This window comes from Cohnella faecalis, from assembly GCF_003570905.1.
Lineage (GTDB): Bacteria > Bacillota > Bacilli > Paenibacillales > Paenibacillaceae > Cohnella > Cohnella faecalis.
The window spans coordinates 1-16,419 of the sequence record NZ_QXJM01000022.1 but is presented as its reverse complement, the minus strand read 5'-3'; the positions used below and the strand labels follow the sequence as shown (position 1 = coordinate 16,419).

The following is a 16,419-nucleotide window of genomic DNA, read 5'->3' as shown; positions in this document are numbered from 1 at the left end:
TTTCTGAATATCGTTGTAGGCAGTTGTAGAGAATGTGGTGTCTGGATACGTGACCCGATCCGTGCGACTCCAAGCGTCATACTGAAATTGTGTCCCGGTTGCCGATCGCATCTTCCTGCCACAGTAGACGTCCGTAGTCGTCATGCCGCGACCCGACTAGCATTCCGAGCTGTTCGATACGAAGGCTCTCCAATTGTGATTGCAGGCTGCTAGGCTGCATCCTTGTCAGCCTATTCGATCAGCTTCAATCCGACGACGCAGCCGATCACTCCGGCGATGCAAAAGCATTCGCAGCCTGCTTTTCGACTCTTTGAAGAACAGCATCCCCACCACCGCGGCCCGCGACCGAACCGATGCCGGTCCAGACGGCGTACGCGGTGGACAACGCGATTTCGTCGAGCGCTTGGAGGAGAAACTGGAGCTGATCACGAAGCCTCCGATCAACAGCAGGTTGTTCGTCCAATTGTTTTTTGACCGCTGTCCTCTTAATGCCGATTACCCCGACAACCTCAAGCATTCCCGCTATTATCAAGTACCCCAAGCCATCAATGCCCCTCCTTTCCGCTCGTCAGCTTAAGGCCGATAATAAACAGCAACAGCAAAAGTACGAGACCGACCTTGCCTAGCCCGATCTCCCGCCCTCGCCACTGCCTCGACGACTACCATCCCGACCGTTCCGATCCCGGCGAATACGGCGTAAGTCGTACCGACCGGCAGAACCTTCGTCGCCCGAACGATAAGGTCGAAGCTGACTAATAACGATATGATGACCACAATCATCGGTACCGCATCGTATTTGAATCCCGAAGCCCAGATGATTTCCAAAGCTCCGCCGAGGAGCACGTAAGCCCACGCCCGGTTCCGCTGGCCGGATTGGCTTTTGCGTTGCTGTTGTCCGTGTGCTGCGTATCGCTCATGACATGCGTTCCCCTTTTTCCTCTTCTACGTTGATTTCCATATTCGGGTAACAAAAAAACCGACCCAAGGTCCGTTTTCGACCCTCATGCCGGTTCTAGTTGTATGTGCGAATTCCGACAAAATAGCGCGATACTTCGCCTATTTCTCCACCGGATGACTCGGACCCGCCAGCTCATATTCGTAAAAAGCCAGGTTCAGCCACCGCCCGAATTTGTAGCCTGCGTTCCGGATCGTCCCTGCATGAGAAAAACCGTGCTTTACGTGCATTCGAACGCTTGCGTCATTGGACTCGTCGATCCCGGCGACAAGCGTCTTATAGCCGCGTTCTTCCGCGATTCGAATGAGCTCCTTCAGCAGCGCCGTCCCGATTCCCCGCTGGCGGTAGCCGCCGTGCGCGTAGATCGAGTGCTCGATCGTATACTTGTACGCCGGCCACGCGCGAAAAGGCCCGAACGTCGCAAAGCCCGCCGCTTCCCCGTCCGCCTCGAATACGAGCACCGGATAGCCCGCCTCCCGTTTTTCGCAGAACCATTGCTCTCTTTGACTCAGCGTTTGCGCTTCATAGGTATAGACGGCGGTCGTGTTCAGAATGGCATCGTTGTAGATGTCCAAAATAGCGGGCAAGTCCCGTTCGAGGGCTTCTCTGATCATGTTAGGCTCCGGCGCTCCTTATGAAAACTTGATATCCTTAATGTTCCCGCTCTCGATGAACCCGATATTCCGGTATACCTTGTTCGAATCGGGGTTGCTCTTGTCGGCGTACAGCATCGCGTTTCGGCCTTCGCTGGCGGCGACCGCGCTCAGCTCGGCGACCAGCGCGCTGGCATAGCCGTTCTTCCTGTGATTCCTCGGGGTATACACGCCATTGATCCGCGCATGCCTTCGCGAGCGATGGGCAATGCTGGCCATGGAGACGGGAAGTCCTTGAACCTGCCACAAATACAATCCGCCGGACGCAACGGCCGATTCCGCGTCTTCCACTTGACTCGACGGCTTGACCGTTAATCCGAAAGCGTCGAAAGCGAACTCCGCCAGAAACTCCGCCACCCTCGGAACGTCGTCTCGCCGCGCGCTTCGGAGACTGCCTTTTACGCGCAACGGCTTGACGGCCTCCTCGCACCGATAAGCTTCCAGCATCATGTTCGTCCGATACGAATAACCGCGCGCCGCCGCGTACGCATGAGCAAAAAAATCGGCCGTAGCCGGGCGCGCGCACACTCCGGGAACCGGTCTGTCGCCCAGATACTCGATTAACTCCGCAAGCCGCTCTTGCGCCTCTTCGTCGGACAAGTCTCTCTGCATCCACAGCCAGCCGTTCAGGCCCGGATTCTGCGCATATATCAAGCTTCCGTCGGAGCGCTTGAGACGCAGAGCGTCGTTGGAATCGCATATCCGAAACAAAAGATTATACGGAACCTCCTCATCGGTAAAAGGAGGCTCGTGAAGCAGCGTATCGTCAGCCGGCATCTTCTCGAGCATTCGCAACGTTTCCCCCTCGCACGAGCTTTCCGCCCCTATTTGCCTCTAAGTCTAGGGATGCCGCCTGCCTCTGTCAATCTTCCCGCTCTTCGCGCTGCCAATTGACCGTCGTCTCCAGCAAGACGGATACGACAATGCCGACGATCAGACCGCTTCCGAGGAGAGGCCGGATATAGACGGGCAATACGGAGAATGCTTCCGCAGGCACATTCATGATGCAGATGCCTAGCAGAATCGGAAGCGCCAGCCTGTAGATCGTTTTCGAGTCGAAGGCTTGGCCGCGTATCGTTCGGACGGCCGTGCCGAACATTTGCAAATAGGCGACGAACAGCACCGCGCTGCCGATGCTAAGGGGCATTTCCGACAGGAAATCCCCCAGCGGCGGAACGAGTCCGAAGAGGAAGAATAGGCCACTGCCGATAACCATCGCGGAACGGTTCAAAATTTTCGTACTCTCCAGCAAGCCGAGAGACGAAGCGAACGTTCCGAAAGGGAGAAGTCCGAACGCCGGCGATAGCGCGCTGAACGCTCCGGTCAGCACGAACGAGCGCCGATACTGTGCGTTGGTGGTCTTCCTCTTGTATAGTTTTTCCGCCGACGATAAGGCAGTAACCGTGTTGGACATGTTGACCAGCCCGACGACGAAAGAGGTGATCATAATTCCAATTTCAATCCGGGGCGCTCCCCAAGGAAACCAGGCGAATGCCGCTTCTGCGGAAGGATGGGACGGAGGAGGGGCGTGTCGGGAGCTGTATCCGGGAAACAGCCATTCGAAAACGATCCAGCCGACGATCATGCCGAGCAGCAGTGCAAAGTTGCTGATCCATCCTCTCCCCTTCAAGTAGAGCAAGCCGACGAACAGAGCCGTAGCTGCCGATAATGCGGCAATGGAAGGATTCAGGCGTCCCTCTCCGTCAACGGCGAGCATTCCGGAAAAAAAGTTCATCTCTAGCTGAACGGTCAGAAGAAATAGAAATACGCTTATGACGATCGGATTGAACACCTTGGTCAGCACGCTCACGAAGCCAAGCGCTCCGAGAGCAACCATCAGCAGCGCCGACAGCAAGTAGCCTGCCGCAAGTCCGCCGCCGACCGCCGCCAGCCCGGGTCCTCCGGAGCCTGCGCCCGCCGTTGCCGCCAAGCTCAGCGTCAATCCCCACCAGACGCCTGAGGGACCTTCCATGAGCGCATAGCGATGCCCGATCCAAGCTTGCAGTACGCAAGCCGCTCCGGTCAGGACGAAGGACATTTGCACGGAAGCGGCTATTTGCTCCGGCTGCAGGTGAAAAGCCTGTCCCAGCGTCAATGGAACGACAACCGTGTTGGTCAAAATAAAAAACATCCATTGGATGCCTGCGAACAGGATTTTGGGTGAGAGGTCTGGTTTCACTTAGCTGTCTCGTTCCTTCCATAGCTCGTAAGAGCTGCTAGCGGCAGCCGATCTTGGCGGTACCGGCTTTATATGTCCCGACTGTCGCGTTATTTTCCGTAGGTTGCGCCTGCTTTCTTCTGTCGATTCCCCTTCAGGTCTATCAAAGCCCTTGATTGGATAGCTTCACAACGTCGAGAAGACCGATGCGCTCCTGCGTCTGTTCGTGAAACAACCAAGGGGTTTGAACGTGATCGATGAACAGAATGCCTTCCAGATGATCGATTTCGTGCTGGATGCAGCGGGCGAGGAAGCCTTCCCCTTCAAGCTCGAACGTCTCTCCCGCCCTGTTCAGACTTTCGATTTTAACATAATTGGACCTGAGGACGTGCCCGTAAAAGCCGGGAAAAGACAAACAAGCCTCAGCTCCCGTCTGCTCGCCGGACCGCTCGACGATTCGCGGATTGATGAGCTCGATGAGTCCGTCGCCGCAGTCCATGACGATGACCCGACGCAGGATGCCTACTTGCGGCGCGGCTAGTCCGGCGCGGCCGTCGGTCGCGTACAAGGTCTCGGCCATATCGTCGAGCAACTGAATGATTTTGGGCGTTACGGCATCGACGGGCTTGGCTTTCTTGCGCAGGATCGACTCGCCGAACGGGAGAATAGTTTTAACGGACATGCTGCTGCCCCTTTCGCTTTTCGGTATTCAAGCATTCAATTATACGTTCTTCCTCGTACCATAATACTGCAAGACGCCCGTCTATTTCATTAGGAATTAGCTTCGGGCTCCGCCATGCGGCGTGACGAACCGTGTTGCATAAATGGGTTGTAAAGTCTTCCTTCGCTTTACTTTTGTGAGTAATAGGAATACTTTTGAGGGAGAGCTTTTGTTTGCGGGATTCGAAGAAAGAAGGGTAATCATGCTATCGGAAAATAAAACTCGAGTGCTCATCATGACCGCGGTCGATGCGGAGAGGGACGCCGTCTTGCGCGGTCTTGGCGAGAGGGGCGACAAATTCGATGTTAAAAGTAACACGGGCTTGCCTGAGTCTGGCGACAGAATCGAATTTGAAGTGGAACTGGCGGGCGTCGGACCGGCGCTTGCTGCGGCTCGCACGGCGAGAGCGCTCGCTCGCGGCAGGTATAGCCTTGTTGTTAGCGCGGGGATTGGCGGAGGATTTGTCGAACGCGCCGAGGTCGGAACTTTGGTTATGGCGAGCGAGATTGTTGCCGCCGATCTGGGGGCCGAGACGCCCGACGGTTATTTGAGCGTTGACGAGCTGGGCTTTGGGGCCTCACGTATTGCGGTAGAGTCGGGGCTGGCAAAAGCGTGGGCCGATAAGCTCGTCGAGCAAGGGTGGACGGTTTGCTCGGGCCCGATCTTGACCGTGTCGACGGTGACCGGGAGTGCGGAGACGGCATTCGACAGAGCTGCGCGGGTTGTTGGCGCAGCAGCCGAAGGGATGGAGGGCTACGGCGTCGCGGCAGCCGCGCATGACGTCGGGGTGCCTGCGCTCGAAATTCGTTCTGTCTCGAACCCCGTCGGTCCCCGCGACCGCGCCGCTTGGCGGATCAAAGACGCTCTTACGGCTTTGGAAGCCGCATTTTCCAACTTTCCGGAGGTATTACGATGAATATTGCATTCTCGCCTTGCCCTAACGACACTTTCGTCTTCCATGCTTGGGTGCACGGGCTTATCCCCGGAGCTCCGAAGCTGGATGTTCAATATGCGGACATCGACATTACGAACGGCCTTTCGGCCGGCGGCGAAGGACCCGAGGTGCTGAAAATTTCCTACGCCGCGCTGCCGTGGGTATTGTCCGATTACCGTCTCATTCCATGCGGAGGAGCGCTTGGACGCGGCTGCGGCCCGCTCGTGCTGACGGCTGGCGGAGTCGACTTGTCGGCTAACCCCGCCGCTTTAGCCGGACGTCGCGTCGCGGTACCGAGCGAGCGTTCTACCGCCTATTTGCTGTTCCGGCTATGGGCCGCACAGAACGTTCCCGGCGGCTTGGGCGAAATCGTCGTCCTGCCTTTTCACGAAATCATGCCCGCCGTACGAGACGGCCGTATCGATGCCGGGCTTGTCATTCACGAAGCGCGCTTCACTTACCCGAACTATGGCCTAACGCTGCTGACCGATTTGGGCAGCTGGTGGGAAGCCGACACGGGATTGCCGATTCCGCTTGGCGCCATCGTTGCCCGACGTTCGCTCGATGCCGAGGCTATCGCCGAATGGGCCCGAGCCTCCGTCGAGTATGCATGGGCACACCCGGAAGCATCCCGGGACTATGTCATGAAACACGCGCAAGAGATGGATCCTGAAGTAGCCAAGGCTCATATCAGCCTGTACGTGAACGAGTTCACGGCAAGTTTAGGCGAAGACGGATACGCGGCAGTCACCGCGCTGCTCGGCCGCGCCGCGGCGGAAGGCCTCGTACCGGTGATCGACCCGGCTCTTCTTCGTTGAGGGAAATGGGTTGGCGGCGCGGTACGACGGCTCTCGTAACCGGCTGTGGGTGGGTTACCGGAGTTTGCGCACACTCGATTCATACTCGTAACCGGCTGCGGGTGGGTTACCGGGGTTCGCACACGTTCGATTCGCGCTCGTAACCGGCTCCGAGCGGGTTACCGGGGTCCGCTCACACTCGTTTCGCTCTCGTAACCGGCTGCGGGTGGGTTACCGGCGTTCGCGCACGTTCGATTCATACTCGTAACCGGCTCCGAGCGGGTTACCGGGTGCGCATACGCTCATTTCACACTCGTAACCGGCTCCGAGCGGGTTACCGGGGTCCGCTCACACTCGTTTCGCTCTCGTAACCGGCTGTGGGCGGGTTACCGGGGTTCGCACACGTTCGATTCGCGCTCGTAACCGGCTCCGAGCGGGTTACCGGGTGCGCACACGCTCATTTCACACTCGTAACCGGCTGTGGGTGGGTTACCGGGGTGCGCACACGCTCATTTCACACTCGTAACCGGCTCCGAGCGGGTTACCGGGGTCCGCTCACACTCGTTTCGCTCTCGTAACCGGCTGTGGGCGGGTTACCGGGGTTCGCACACGTTCGATTCGCGCTCGTAACCGGCTCCGAGCGGGTTACCGGGGTTCGCGCACGTTCGATTCACACTCGTAACCGGCTCCGAGCGGGTTACCGGGTGCGCATACGCTCATTTCACACTCGTAACCGGCTCCGAGCGGGTTACCGGGGTCCGCTCACACTCGTTTCGCTCTCGTAACCGGCTGTGGGCGGGTTACCGGGGTTCGCACACGCTCATTTCACACTCGTAACCGGCTGTGGGCGGGTTACCGGGGTTCGCACACGTTCGATTCGCGCTCGTAACCGGCTCCGAGCGGGTTACCGGGTGCGCACACGCTCATTTCACACTCGTAACCAGCTGCGGGCAGGTTACCGAGACTCACGCACACTCGATTCCCGCTCGTAACCGACTCCAAGCGGGTTACCGGGGTCCGCTCACACTCGTTTCGCTCTCGTAACCGGCTGTGGGCGGGTTACCGGGGTCCGCTCACGCTCATTCCACACTCGTAACCGACTCCAAGCGGGTTACCGGGGTCCGCTCACACTCGTTTCGCTCTCGTAACCGGCTGTGGGCGGGTTACCGGGGTGCGCACACGCTCATTTCCCGCTCGTAACCGACTCCAAGCGGGTTACCGGGGTCCGCTCACACTCGTTTCGCTCTCGTAACCCGCTCCGAATGGGCTACCGAGACCCGCGCACGCACGAATGGCTTGCACAAGCTCAACAACCTTAACGCCGCGTCAACGTTCCTCTGCAACTCCCCATATCCGAAGAAGGAGGCCTGCCTTGCCTATGAGAATCAAAGAAGTCGCGAATATGCTCAACCTCTCCCCGAGAGCAATCCGCTTCTACGAGGAACAGGGCTTGCTCGCACCTTCCAAGGATAAAACAAACCGCTACCGCACGTTCACCGAGCAGGAGCTCGAACGCTTGCGGACAATCATCTCTCTGCGCGAAGCCGGAATGCCCTTGAGCACATCAAGCAATGGCTGGACGGCAGCAGCGATGAAACCGAAGCCCGCGACGAGCTGCTGCGATTTCTGGAAATGCGCCGCTCCGCCATAGTCGCCGACTGGATCGAAATGAAGCAAGTCATCGAAACGACCGACCGAATGCTGCTCCTCCTGAAGGATCGGGATAAAGAAATTCCCTACGCTGACTTGTTCCAATTAGCCGACGACTCGAGACAGCTTCGCGAACAGCGCAAAAATTGGCTGGATCGCTGGAATTACGACCTTCTCGCTGACCATCATGACGAACGGGTGCGAGCTTCATCCGGAACATTCGCCGATTACGAGGAGGCGCTGGAGCTTGTTGCCGAATGGCTCTCTCCCATACCCGGAGAGACCGGCCTCGATCTGGGCGTCGGGACGGGTAATCTGGCAAGCAAGCTTCTCGACCGGGGAGCGCGAATGTGCGGCGTCGACCAATCCGCCAAAATGTTAGAGCAGTGCGCAGCGAAGCTTCCTGAGCTCGAGACGAAGCTGGGCAATATGCTCGCCGTTCCTTATACGAACGGACAATTCGATTTTATAGCATCCAGCTTTGCATTCCGGCATCTATCGGCGGAGCAGCAGCCTCTCGCGCTGGAGGAAATGCGCCGGGTACTAAAGCCTCACGGCCGCATCAGCATCGCGGACTTATTCAGCCTTAGCGACGCCGATAGCGACCTCGACGACAGCGATCCGATGAGCGGCTATCCGAAGCTCCCCACCGTCATCCGATGGCTCGAAGCCCATGGGTATATGACCCGGGCTCGCCGGATCAACGACATGCTTCATCTCGTCTGCGCCGTACCAATCCGACCGCAAAATCGCTATTGACCTTCACGTTACGTCAACCGCTAGGCTTAAAGCCGAAGCAGTCGAACTTATACGAGGAGGTTTTTTTCATTATGCCGGACCACGCGAAAATTTACTTGGAGGAAGCGGAAAAATACGCCCGGTTAATCGCGTCGCAGCCGCCGCTCGATGGAGTTATCGAGGAAATCAGGCCGTTCGAGGGGTTGGACATCGTCGACATAGGCGCCGGAACGGGGAGGTTGTCCGCCGTCCTGGCCCCACGCGCCAAATCGCTCGTCGCCCTGGATGCCTCGCAAGCGATGTTGAACGAGACGGCCAGACAATTATCGGAGGCGAAGCTGAGCAATTGGCGGACAGAAGTCGCCGACCATCGAAGATTGCCTCTGGAAGATGGATGCGCGGATCTGGTCGTAGCGGGCTGGAGCGTCTGCTACCTGGCCAGCGCCGACGCTCCCGATTGGGAGGACAACCTGCGCATCGTCATGTCCGAATTGAAAAGAATTGTCCGCAGCAAAGGGACGATCATCCTGTTCGAAACGATGGGAACAGGCGTCGAAACGCCTGCTCCTCCAGACTTTCTTTTGCCGTACTACGCCCAGCTTGCGAACCTTTACGGCTTTGCCCACAGGTGGATACGGACGGATTATCTCTTTGAATCGACCAAGGAAGCCGAGGAGATGACCCGCTTCTTCTTCGGAGACGAGCTTGGCGACCGGGTCGCCCGCGAGGAACTTCTCCGCGTTCCGGAATGCGGCGGAGTCTGGTGGCTCATGCGGATTGACCCGGAACGCTTCCTCCATGGAATATGCGATTCAAAGAGATAATCCGTCCGTATCCACCTGTGGGCAAAGCCGTAAAGGTTCGCAAGCTGGGCGTAGTACGGCAAAAGAAAGTCTGGAGGAGCAGGCGTTTCGACGCCTGTTCCCATCGTTTCGAACAGGATGATCGTCCCTTTGCTGCGGACAATTCTTTTCAATTCGGACATGACGATGCGCAGGTTGTCCTCCCAATCGGGAGCGTCGGCGCTGGCCAGGTAGCAGACGCTCCAGCCCGCTACGACCAGATCCGCGCATCCATCTTCCAGAGGCAATCTTCGATGGTCGGCGACTTCTGTCCGCCAATTGCTCAGCTTCGCCTCCGATAATTGTCTGGCCGTCTCGTTCAACATCGCTTGCGAGGCATCCAGGGCGACGAGCGATTTGGCGCGTGGGGCCAGGACGGCGGACAACCTCCCCGTTCCGGCGCCTATGTCGACGATGTCCAACCCCTCGAACGGCCTGATTTCCTCGATAACTCCATCGAGCGGCGGCTGCGACGCGATTAACCGGGCGTATTTTTCCGCTTCCTCCAAGTAAATTTTCGCGTGGTCCGGCATAATGAAAAAAACCTCCTCGTATAAGTTCGACTGCTTCGGCTTTAAGCCTAGCGGTTGACGTAACGTGAAGGTCAATAGCGATTTTGCGGTCGGATTGGTACGGCGCAGACGAGATGAAGCATGTCGTTGATCCGGCGAGCCCGGGTCATATACCCATGGGCTTCGAGCCATCGGATGACGGTGGGGAGCTTCGGATAGCCGCTCATCGGATCGCTGTCGTCGAGGTCGCTATCGGCGTCGCTAAGGCTGAATAAGTCCGCGATGCTGATGCGGCCGTGAGGCTTTAGTACCCGGCGCATTTCCTCCAGCGCGAGAGGCTGCTGCTCCGCCGATAGATGCCGGAATGCAAAGCTGGATGCTATAAAATCGAATTGTCCGTTCGTATAAGGAACGGCGAGCATATTGCCCAGCTTCGTCTCGAGCTCAGGAAGCTTCGCTGCGCACTGCTCTAACATTTTGGCGGATTGGTCGACGCCGCACATTCGCGCTCCCCGGTCGAGAAGCTTGCTTGCCAGATTACCCGTCCCGACGCCCAGATCGAGGCCGGTCTCTCCGGGTATGGGAGAGAGCCATTCGGCAACAAGCTCCAGCGCCTCCTCGTAATCGGCGAATGTTCCGGATGAAGCTCGCACCCGTTCGTCATGATGGTCAGCGAGAAGGTCGTAATTCCAGCGATCCAGCCAATTTTTGCGCTGTTCGCGAAGCTGTCTCGAGTCGTCGGCTAATTGGAACAAGTCAGCGTAGGGAATTTCTTTATCCCGATCCTTCAGGAGGAGCAGCATTCGGTCGGTCGTTTCGATGACTTGCTTCATTTCGATCCAGTCGGCGACTATGGCGGAGCGGCGCATTTCCAGAAATCGCAGCAGCTCGTCGCGGGCTTCGGTTTCATCGCTGCTGCCGTCCAGCCATTGCTTGATGTGCTCAAGGGGCATTCCGGCTTCGCGCAGAGAGATGATTGTCCGCAAGCGTTCGAGCTCCTGCTCGGTGAACGTGCGGTAGCGGTTTGTTTTATCCTTGGAAGGTGCGAGCAAGCCCTGTTCCTCGTAGAAGCGGATTGCTCTCGGGGAGAGGTTGAGCATATTCGCGACTTCTTTGATTCTCATAGGCAAGGCAGGCCTCCTTCTTCGGATATGGGGAGTTGCAGAGGAACGTTGACGCGGCGTTAAGGTTGTTGAGCTTGTGCAAGCCATTCGTGCGTGCGCGGGTCTCGGTAGCCCATTCGGAGCGGGTTACGAGAGCGAAACGAGTGTGAGCGGACCCCGGTAACCCGCTTGGAGTCGGTTACGAGCGGGAAATGAGCGTGTGCGCACCCCGGTAACCCGCCCACAGCCGGTTACGAGAGCGAAACGAGTGTGAGCGGACCCGGTAACCCGCTTGGAGTCGGTTACGAGTGTGGAATGAGCGTGAGCGGACCCCGGTAACCCGCCCACAGCCGGTTACGAGAGCGAAACGAGTGTGAGCGGACCCCGGTAACCCGCTTGGAGTCGGTTACGAGCGGGAATCGAGTGTGCGTGAGTCTCGGTAACCTGCCCGCAGCTGGTTACGAGTGTGAAATGAGCGTGTGCGCACCGGTAACCCGCTCGGAGCCGGTTACGAGCGCGAATCGAACGTGTGCGAACCCGGTAACCCGCCCACAGCCGGTTACGAGTGTGAAATGAGCGTGTGCGAACCCCGGTAACCCGCCCACAGCCGGTTACGAGAGCGAAACGAGTGTGAGCGGACCCCGGTAACCCGCTCGGAGCCGGTTACGAGTGTGAAATGAGCGTATGCGCACCCGGTAACCCGCTCGGAGCCGGTTACGAGTGTGAATCGAACGTGCGCGAACCCCGGTAACCCGCTCGGAGCCGGTTACGAGCGCGAATCGAACGTGTGCGAACCCCGGTAACCCGCCCACAGCCGGTTACGAGAGCGAAACGAGTGTGAGCGGACCCCGGTAACCCGCTCGGAGCCGGTTACGAGTGTGAAATGAGCGTGTGCGCACCCCGGTAACCCACCCACAGCCGGTTACGAGTGTGAAATGAGCGTGTGCGCACCCGGTAACCCGCTCGGAGCCGGTTACGAGCGCGAATCGAACGTGTGCGAACCCGGTAACCCGCCCACAGCCGGTTACGAGAGCGAAACGAGTGTGAGCGGACCCCGGTAACCCGCTCGGAGCCGGTTACGAGTGTGAAATGAGCGTATGCGCACCCGGTAACCCGCTCGGAGCCGGTTACGAGTATGAATCGAACGTGCGCGAACGCCGGTAACCCACCCGCAGCCGGTTACGAGAGCGAAACGAGTGTGAGCGGACCCCGGTAACCCGCTCGGAGCCGGTTACGAGCGCGAATCGAACGTGTGCGAACCCGGTAACCCACCCGCAGCCGGTTACGAGTATGAATCGAGTGTGCGCAAACTCCGGTAACCCACCCACAGCCGGTTACGAGAGCCGTCGTACCGCGCCGCCAACCCATTTCCCTCAACGAAGAAGAGCCGGGTCGATCACCGGTACGAGGCCTTCCGCCGCGGCGCGGCCGAGCAGCGCGGTGACTGCCGCGTATCCGTCTTCGCCTAAACTTGCCGTGAACTCGTTCACGTACAGGCTGATATGAGCCTTGGCTACTTCAGGATCCATCTCTTGCGCGTGTTTCATGACATAGTCCCGGGATGCTTCCGGGTGTGCCCATGCATACTCGACGGAGGCTCGGGCCCATTCGGCGATAGCCTCGGCATCGAGCGAACGTCGGGCAACGATGGCGCCAAGCGGAATCGGCAATCCCGTGTCGGCTTCCCACCAGCTGCCCAAATCGGTCAGCAGCGTTAGGCCATAGTTCGGGTAAGTGAAGCGCGCTTCGTGAATGACAAGCCCGGCATCGATACGGCCGTCTCGTACGGCGGGCATGATTTCGTGAAAAGGCAGGACGACGATTTCGCCCAAGCCGCCGGGAACGTTCTGTGCGGCCCATAGCCGGAACAGCAAATAGGCGGTAGAACGCTCGCTCGGTACCGCGACGCGACGTCCGGCTAAAGCGGCGGGGTTAGCCGACAAGTCGACTCCGCCAGCCGTCAGCACGAGCGGGCCGCAGCCGCGTCCAAGCGCTCCTCCGCATGGAATGAGACGGTAATCGGACAATACCCACGGCAGCGCGGCGTAGGAAATTTTCAGCACCTCGGGTCCTTCGCCGCCGGCCGAAAGGCCGTTCGTAATGTCGATGTCCGCATATTGAACATCCAGCTTCGGAGCTCCGGGGATAAGCCCGTGCACCCAAGCATGGAAGACGAAAGTGTCGTTAGGGCAAGGCGAGAATGCAATATTCATCGTAATACCTCCGGAAAGTTGGAAAATGCGGCTTCCAAAGCCGTAAGAGCGTCTTTGATCCGCCAAGCGGCGCGGTCGCGGGGACCGACGGGGTTCGAGACAGAACGAATTTCGAGCGCAGGCACCCCGACGTCATGCGCGGCTGCCGCGACGCCGTAGCCCTCATCCCTTCGGCTGCTGCGCCAACAACCCGCGCAGCTCTGTCGAATGCCGTCTCCGCACTCCCGGTCACCGTCGACACGGTCAAGATCGGGCCGAGCAAACCGTCCACCCTTGCTCGACGAGCTTATCGGCCCACGCTTTTGCCAGCCCGACTCTACCGCAATACGTGAGGCCCCAAAGCCCAGCTCGTCAACGCTCAAATAACCGTCGGGCGTCTCGGCCCCAGATCGGCGGCAACAATCTCGCTCGCCATAACCAAAGTTCCGACCTCGGCGCGTTCGACAAATCCTCCGCCAATCCCGCGCTAACAACAAGGCTATACCTGCCGCGAGCGAGCGCTCTCGCCGTGCGAGCCGCAGCAAGCGCCGGTCCGACGCCCGCCAGTTCCACTTCAAATTCGATTCTGTCGCCAGACTCAGGCAAGCCGTGTTACTTTTAACATCGAATTTGTCGCCCTCTCGCCAAGACCGCGCAAGACGGCGTCCCTCTCCGCATCGACCGCGGTCATGATGAGCACTCGAGTTTTATTTTCCGATAGCATGATTACCCTTCTTTCTTCGAATCCGCAAACAAAAGCTCTCCCTCAAAAGTATTCCTATTCTCACAAAAGTAAAGCGAAGGAAGACTTTACACACCCATTTATGCAACACGGTTCGTCACGCCGCATGGCGGAGCCCGAAGCTAATTCCTAATGAAATAGACGGGCGTCTTGCAGTATTATGGTACGAGGAAGAACGTATAATTGAATGCTTGAATACCGAAAAGCGAAAGGGGCAGCAGCATGTCCGTTAAAACTATTCTCCCGTTTCGGCGAGTCGATCCTGCGCAAGAAAGCCAAGCCCGTCGATGCGTAACGCCCAAAATCATTCAGTTGCTCGACGATATGGCCGAGACCTTGTACGCGACGCCACGGCCGCGCCGGACTAGCCGCGCCGCAAGTAGGCATCCTGCGTCGGGTCATCGTCATGGACTGCGGCGACGGACTCATCGAGCTCATCAATCCGCGAATCGTCGAGCGGTCCGGCGAGCAGACGGGAGCTGAGGCTTGTTTGTCTTTTCCCGGCTTTTACGGGCACGTCCTCAGGTCCACATATATGTTAAAATCGAAAGTCTGAACAGGGCGGGAGAGACGTTCGAGCTTGAAGGGGAAGGCTTCCTCGCCCGCTGCATCCAGCACGAAATCGATCATCTGGAAGGCATTCTGTTCATCGATCACGTTCAAACCCTTGGTTGTTTCACGAACAGACGCAGGAGAGCGCATCGGTCTTCTCGACGTTGTGAAGCTATCCAATCAAGGGGCTTTGATAGACCTGAAGGGGAATCGACAGAAGAAAGCAGGCGCAACTACGGAAAATAACGCGACAGTCGGGACATATAAAGCCGGTACGCCAAGATCGGCTGCCGCTAGCAGCTCTTACGAGCTATGGAAGGAACGAGACAGCTAAGTGAAACCAGACCTCTTCACCAAAATCCTGTTCGCAGGCATCAATGGATGTTTTTTATTTTGACCAACACGGTTGTCGTTCCATTGACGCTGGGACAGGCTTTTTCACCTGCAGCCGGAGCAAATAGCCGCTTCCGTGCAAATGTCCTTCGTCCTGACCGGAGCGGCTTGCGTCCTGCAAGCTTGGATGGGCATCGCTATGCGCTCATGGAAGGTCCCTCAGGCGTCTGGTGGGGATTGACGCTGAGCTTGGCGGCAACGGCGGGCAGGCTCCGGAGGACCCGGGCTGGCGGCGCGGCGGCGGACTTGCGGCAGGCTACTTGCTGTCGGCGCTGCTGATGGTTGCTCTCGGAGCGCTTGGCTTCGTGAGCGTGCTGACCAAGGTGTTCAATCCGATCGTCATAAGCGTATTTCTATTTCTTCTGACCGTTCAGCTAGAGATGAACTTTTTTTCCGGAATGCTCGCCGTTGACGGAGAGGGACGCGCTGAATCCTTCCATTGCCGCATTATCGGCAGCTACGGCTCTGTTCGTCGGCTTGCTCTACTTGAAGGGGAGAGGATGGATCAGCAACTTTGCACTGCTGCTCGGCATGATCGTCGGCTGGATCGTTTTCGAATGGCTGTTTCCGGATACAGCTCCGCGACACGCCCTCCTCCGTCCATCCTTCCGCAGAAGCGGCATTCGCCTGGTTTCCTTGGGGAGCGCCCCCGGATTGAAATTGGAATTATGATCACCTCTTTCGTCGTCGGGCTGGTCAACATGTCCAACACGGTTACTGCCTTATCGTCGGCGGAAAAACTATACAAGAGGAAGACCACCAACGCACAGTATCGGCGCTCGCTCGTTCGTGCTGACCGGAGCGTTCAGCGCGCTATCGCCGGCGTTCGGACTTCTCCCTTTCGGAACGTTCGCTTCGTCCTCTCGGCTTGCTGGAGAGTACGAAATTTTGAACCGTTCCGCGATGGTTATCGGCAGTGGCCTATTCTTCCTCTTCGGACTCGTTCCGCCGCTGGGGGATTTCCTGTCGGAAATGCCCCTTAGCATCGGCAGCGCGTGCTGTTCGTCGCCTATTTGCAAATGTTCGGCAAGCGGCCGTCCGAACGATACGCGGCCAAGCCTTCGACTCGAAAACGATCTACAGGCTGGCGCTTCCGATTCTGCTAGGCATCTGCATCATGAATGTGCCTGCGGAAGCATTCTCCGTATTGCCCGTCTATATCCGGCCTCTCCTCGGAGCGGTCTGATCGTCGGCATTGTCGTATCCGTCTTGGGTGGAGACGACGGTCAATTGGCAGCGCGAAGAGGCGGGAAGATTGACAGAGGCAGCGGGCATCCTAGACTTAGAGGCAAATAAGGGGCGGAAAGCTCGTGCGAGGGGAACGTTGCGAATGCTCGAGAAGATGCCGGCTGACGATACGCTGCTTCACGAGCCTCTTTTACCGATGAGGAGGTTCCGTATAATCTTTTGTTTCGGATATGCGATTCCAACGACGCTCTGCGTCTCAAGCGCTCCGACGGAAGCTTGATATATGCGC

Annotated in this window: 14 protein-coding genes and 3 pseudogenes; 7 read left to right on the top strand and 10 right to left on the bottom strand. The window is 58.1% G+C overall.

Translation table 11 applies throughout. The annotated features are described in order from the left end of the window. Positions 1 to 265: 265 nt before the first annotated feature. From D3H35_RS03600 to def (D3H35_RS03575), 6 genes are all read right to left on the bottom strand, one after another. Positions 266 to 541, bottom strand: a complete 276-nt coding sequence (locus D3H35_RS03600; protein ID WP_233567746.1) for an SMR family transporter — start codon at positions 539 to 541, stop codon at positions 266 to 268. A gap of 32 nt (positions 542 to 573) precedes the next feature. Beyond that, the gene (locus D3H35_RS03595; RefSeq protein WP_233567745.1) at positions 574 to 825 is read right to left on the bottom strand and encodes a DMT family transporter; all 252 of its coding nucleotides are present in this window, start codon (positions 823 to 825) and stop codon (positions 574 to 576) included. Positions 826 to 1,056: 231 nt separating this feature from the next. Further along, positions 1,057 to 1,569 (bottom strand): GNAT family N-acetyltransferase, encoded by a 513-nt coding sequence (locus D3H35_RS03590; RefSeq protein WP_119147793.1) that lies wholly within the window; start codon positions 1,567 to 1,569, stop codon positions 1,057 to 1,059. An 18-nt stretch (positions 1,570 to 1,587) separates the two neighbouring features. Further along, complete coding sequence (locus D3H35_RS03585) at positions 1,588 to 2,397, bottom strand: GNAT family N-acetyltransferase (protein ID WP_119147792.1); 810 nt, start codon at positions 2,395 to 2,397, stop codon at positions 1,588 to 1,590. Positions 2,398 to 2,470: 73 nt separating this feature from the next. Beyond that, positions 2,471 to 3,787 carry a uracil/xanthine transporter gene (locus D3H35_RS03580; protein ID WP_119147791.1) on the bottom strand — a complete coding sequence of 439 codons (1,317 nt, stop codon included), beginning with the start codon at positions 3,785 to 3,787 and terminating at the stop codon, positions 2,471 to 2,473. 142 nt (positions 3,788 to 3,929) lie between these two features. Then, positions 3,930 to 4,448 (bottom strand): peptide deformylase, encoded by a 519-nt coding sequence (def, locus tag D3H35_RS03575; protein ID WP_119147790.1) that lies wholly within the window; start codon positions 4,446 to 4,448, stop codon positions 3,930 to 3,932. A 241-nt stretch (positions 4,449 to 4,689) separates the two neighbouring features. Here def (D3H35_RS03575) and D3H35_RS03570 point away from each other — a divergent pair, with 241 nt between their 5' ends. From D3H35_RS03570 to D3H35_RS03555, 5 genes are all read left to right on the top strand, one after another. Beyond that, positions 4,690 to 5,403, top strand: a complete 714-nt coding sequence (locus D3H35_RS03570) for a futalosine hydrolase (RefSeq protein WP_119147794.1) — start codon at positions 4,690 to 4,692, stop codon at positions 5,401 to 5,403. Continuing rightward, positions 5,400 to 6,239 carry a 1,4-dihydroxy-6-naphthoate synthase gene (locus D3H35_RS03565; protein WP_119147786.1) on the top strand — a complete coding sequence of 280 codons (840 nt, stop codon included), beginning with the start codon at positions 5,400 to 5,402 and terminating at the stop codon, positions 6,237 to 6,239. The genes D3H35_RS03570 and D3H35_RS03565 overlap by 4 nt, the downstream gene beginning before the upstream one ends. A 1,357-nt stretch (positions 6,240 to 7,596) precedes the next feature. After that, on the top strand, positions 7,597 to 7,869 hold the full coding sequence (locus tag D3H35_RS32010) for a MerR family transcriptional regulator (protein WP_233567744.1): 273 nt from the start codon (positions 7,597 to 7,599) through the stop codon (positions 7,867 to 7,869). Beyond that, a complete protein-coding gene (locus D3H35_RS03560; RefSeq protein WP_233567743.1) occupies positions 7,851 to 8,627 on the top strand; it encodes a class I SAM-dependent methyltransferase in 777 nt (258 codons plus the stop codon). Before D3H35_RS32010 ends, D3H35_RS03560 begins: the two co-directional genes overlap by 19 nt. 71 nt (positions 8,628 to 8,698) lie before the next feature. Continuing rightward, on the top strand, positions 8,699 to 9,430 hold the full coding sequence (locus D3H35_RS03555) for a class I SAM-dependent methyltransferase (RefSeq protein WP_119147789.1): 732 nt from the start codon (positions 8,699 to 8,701) through the stop codon (positions 9,428 to 9,430). A gap of 116 nt (positions 9,431 to 9,546) precedes the next feature. Here D3H35_RS03555 and D3H35_RS32005 read toward each other — a convergent pair. From D3H35_RS32005 to D3H35_RS03535, 4 genes and pseudogenes are all read right to left on the bottom strand, one after another. Further along, positions 9,547 to 9,981: pseudogene (locus D3H35_RS32005) on the bottom strand (class I SAM-dependent methyltransferase); the annotation flags it as partial. A gap of 71 nt (positions 9,982 to 10,052) precedes the next feature. Then, positions 10,053 to 11,084 (bottom strand): MerR family transcriptional regulator, encoded by a 1,032-nt coding sequence (locus D3H35_RS03545; RefSeq protein ID WP_119147787.1) that lies wholly within the window; start codon positions 11,082 to 11,084, stop codon positions 10,053 to 10,055. Between the two features lie 1,352 nt (positions 11,085 to 12,436). After that, positions 12,437 to 13,276 (bottom strand): 1,4-dihydroxy-6-naphthoate synthase, encoded by an 840-nt coding sequence (locus D3H35_RS03540; protein ID WP_119147786.1) that lies wholly within the window; start codon positions 13,274 to 13,276, stop codon positions 12,437 to 12,439. Continuing rightward, positions 13,273 to 13,979: pseudogene (locus tag D3H35_RS03535) on the bottom strand (futalosine hydrolase). Before D3H35_RS03535 ends, D3H35_RS03540 begins: the two are co-directional and overlap by 4 nt. A 240-nt stretch (positions 13,980 to 14,219) precedes the next feature. Between D3H35_RS03535 and def (D3H35_RS34615) the strand changes: the two are divergent. Together def (D3H35_RS34615) and D3H35_RS30565 are read left to right on the top strand one after the other, a co-directional pair. After that, positions 14,220 to 14,736: pseudogene (def, locus tag D3H35_RS34615) on the top strand (peptide deformylase); the annotation flags it as partial. Between the two features lie 376 nt (positions 14,737 to 15,112). Beyond that, positions 15,113 to 15,925 carry a permease family protein gene (locus tag D3H35_RS30565; protein WP_158593932.1) on the top strand — a complete coding sequence of 271 codons (813 nt, stop codon included), beginning with the start codon at positions 15,113 to 15,115 and terminating at the stop codon, positions 15,923 to 15,925. Positions 15,926 to 16,419 lie beyond the last annotated feature (494 nt).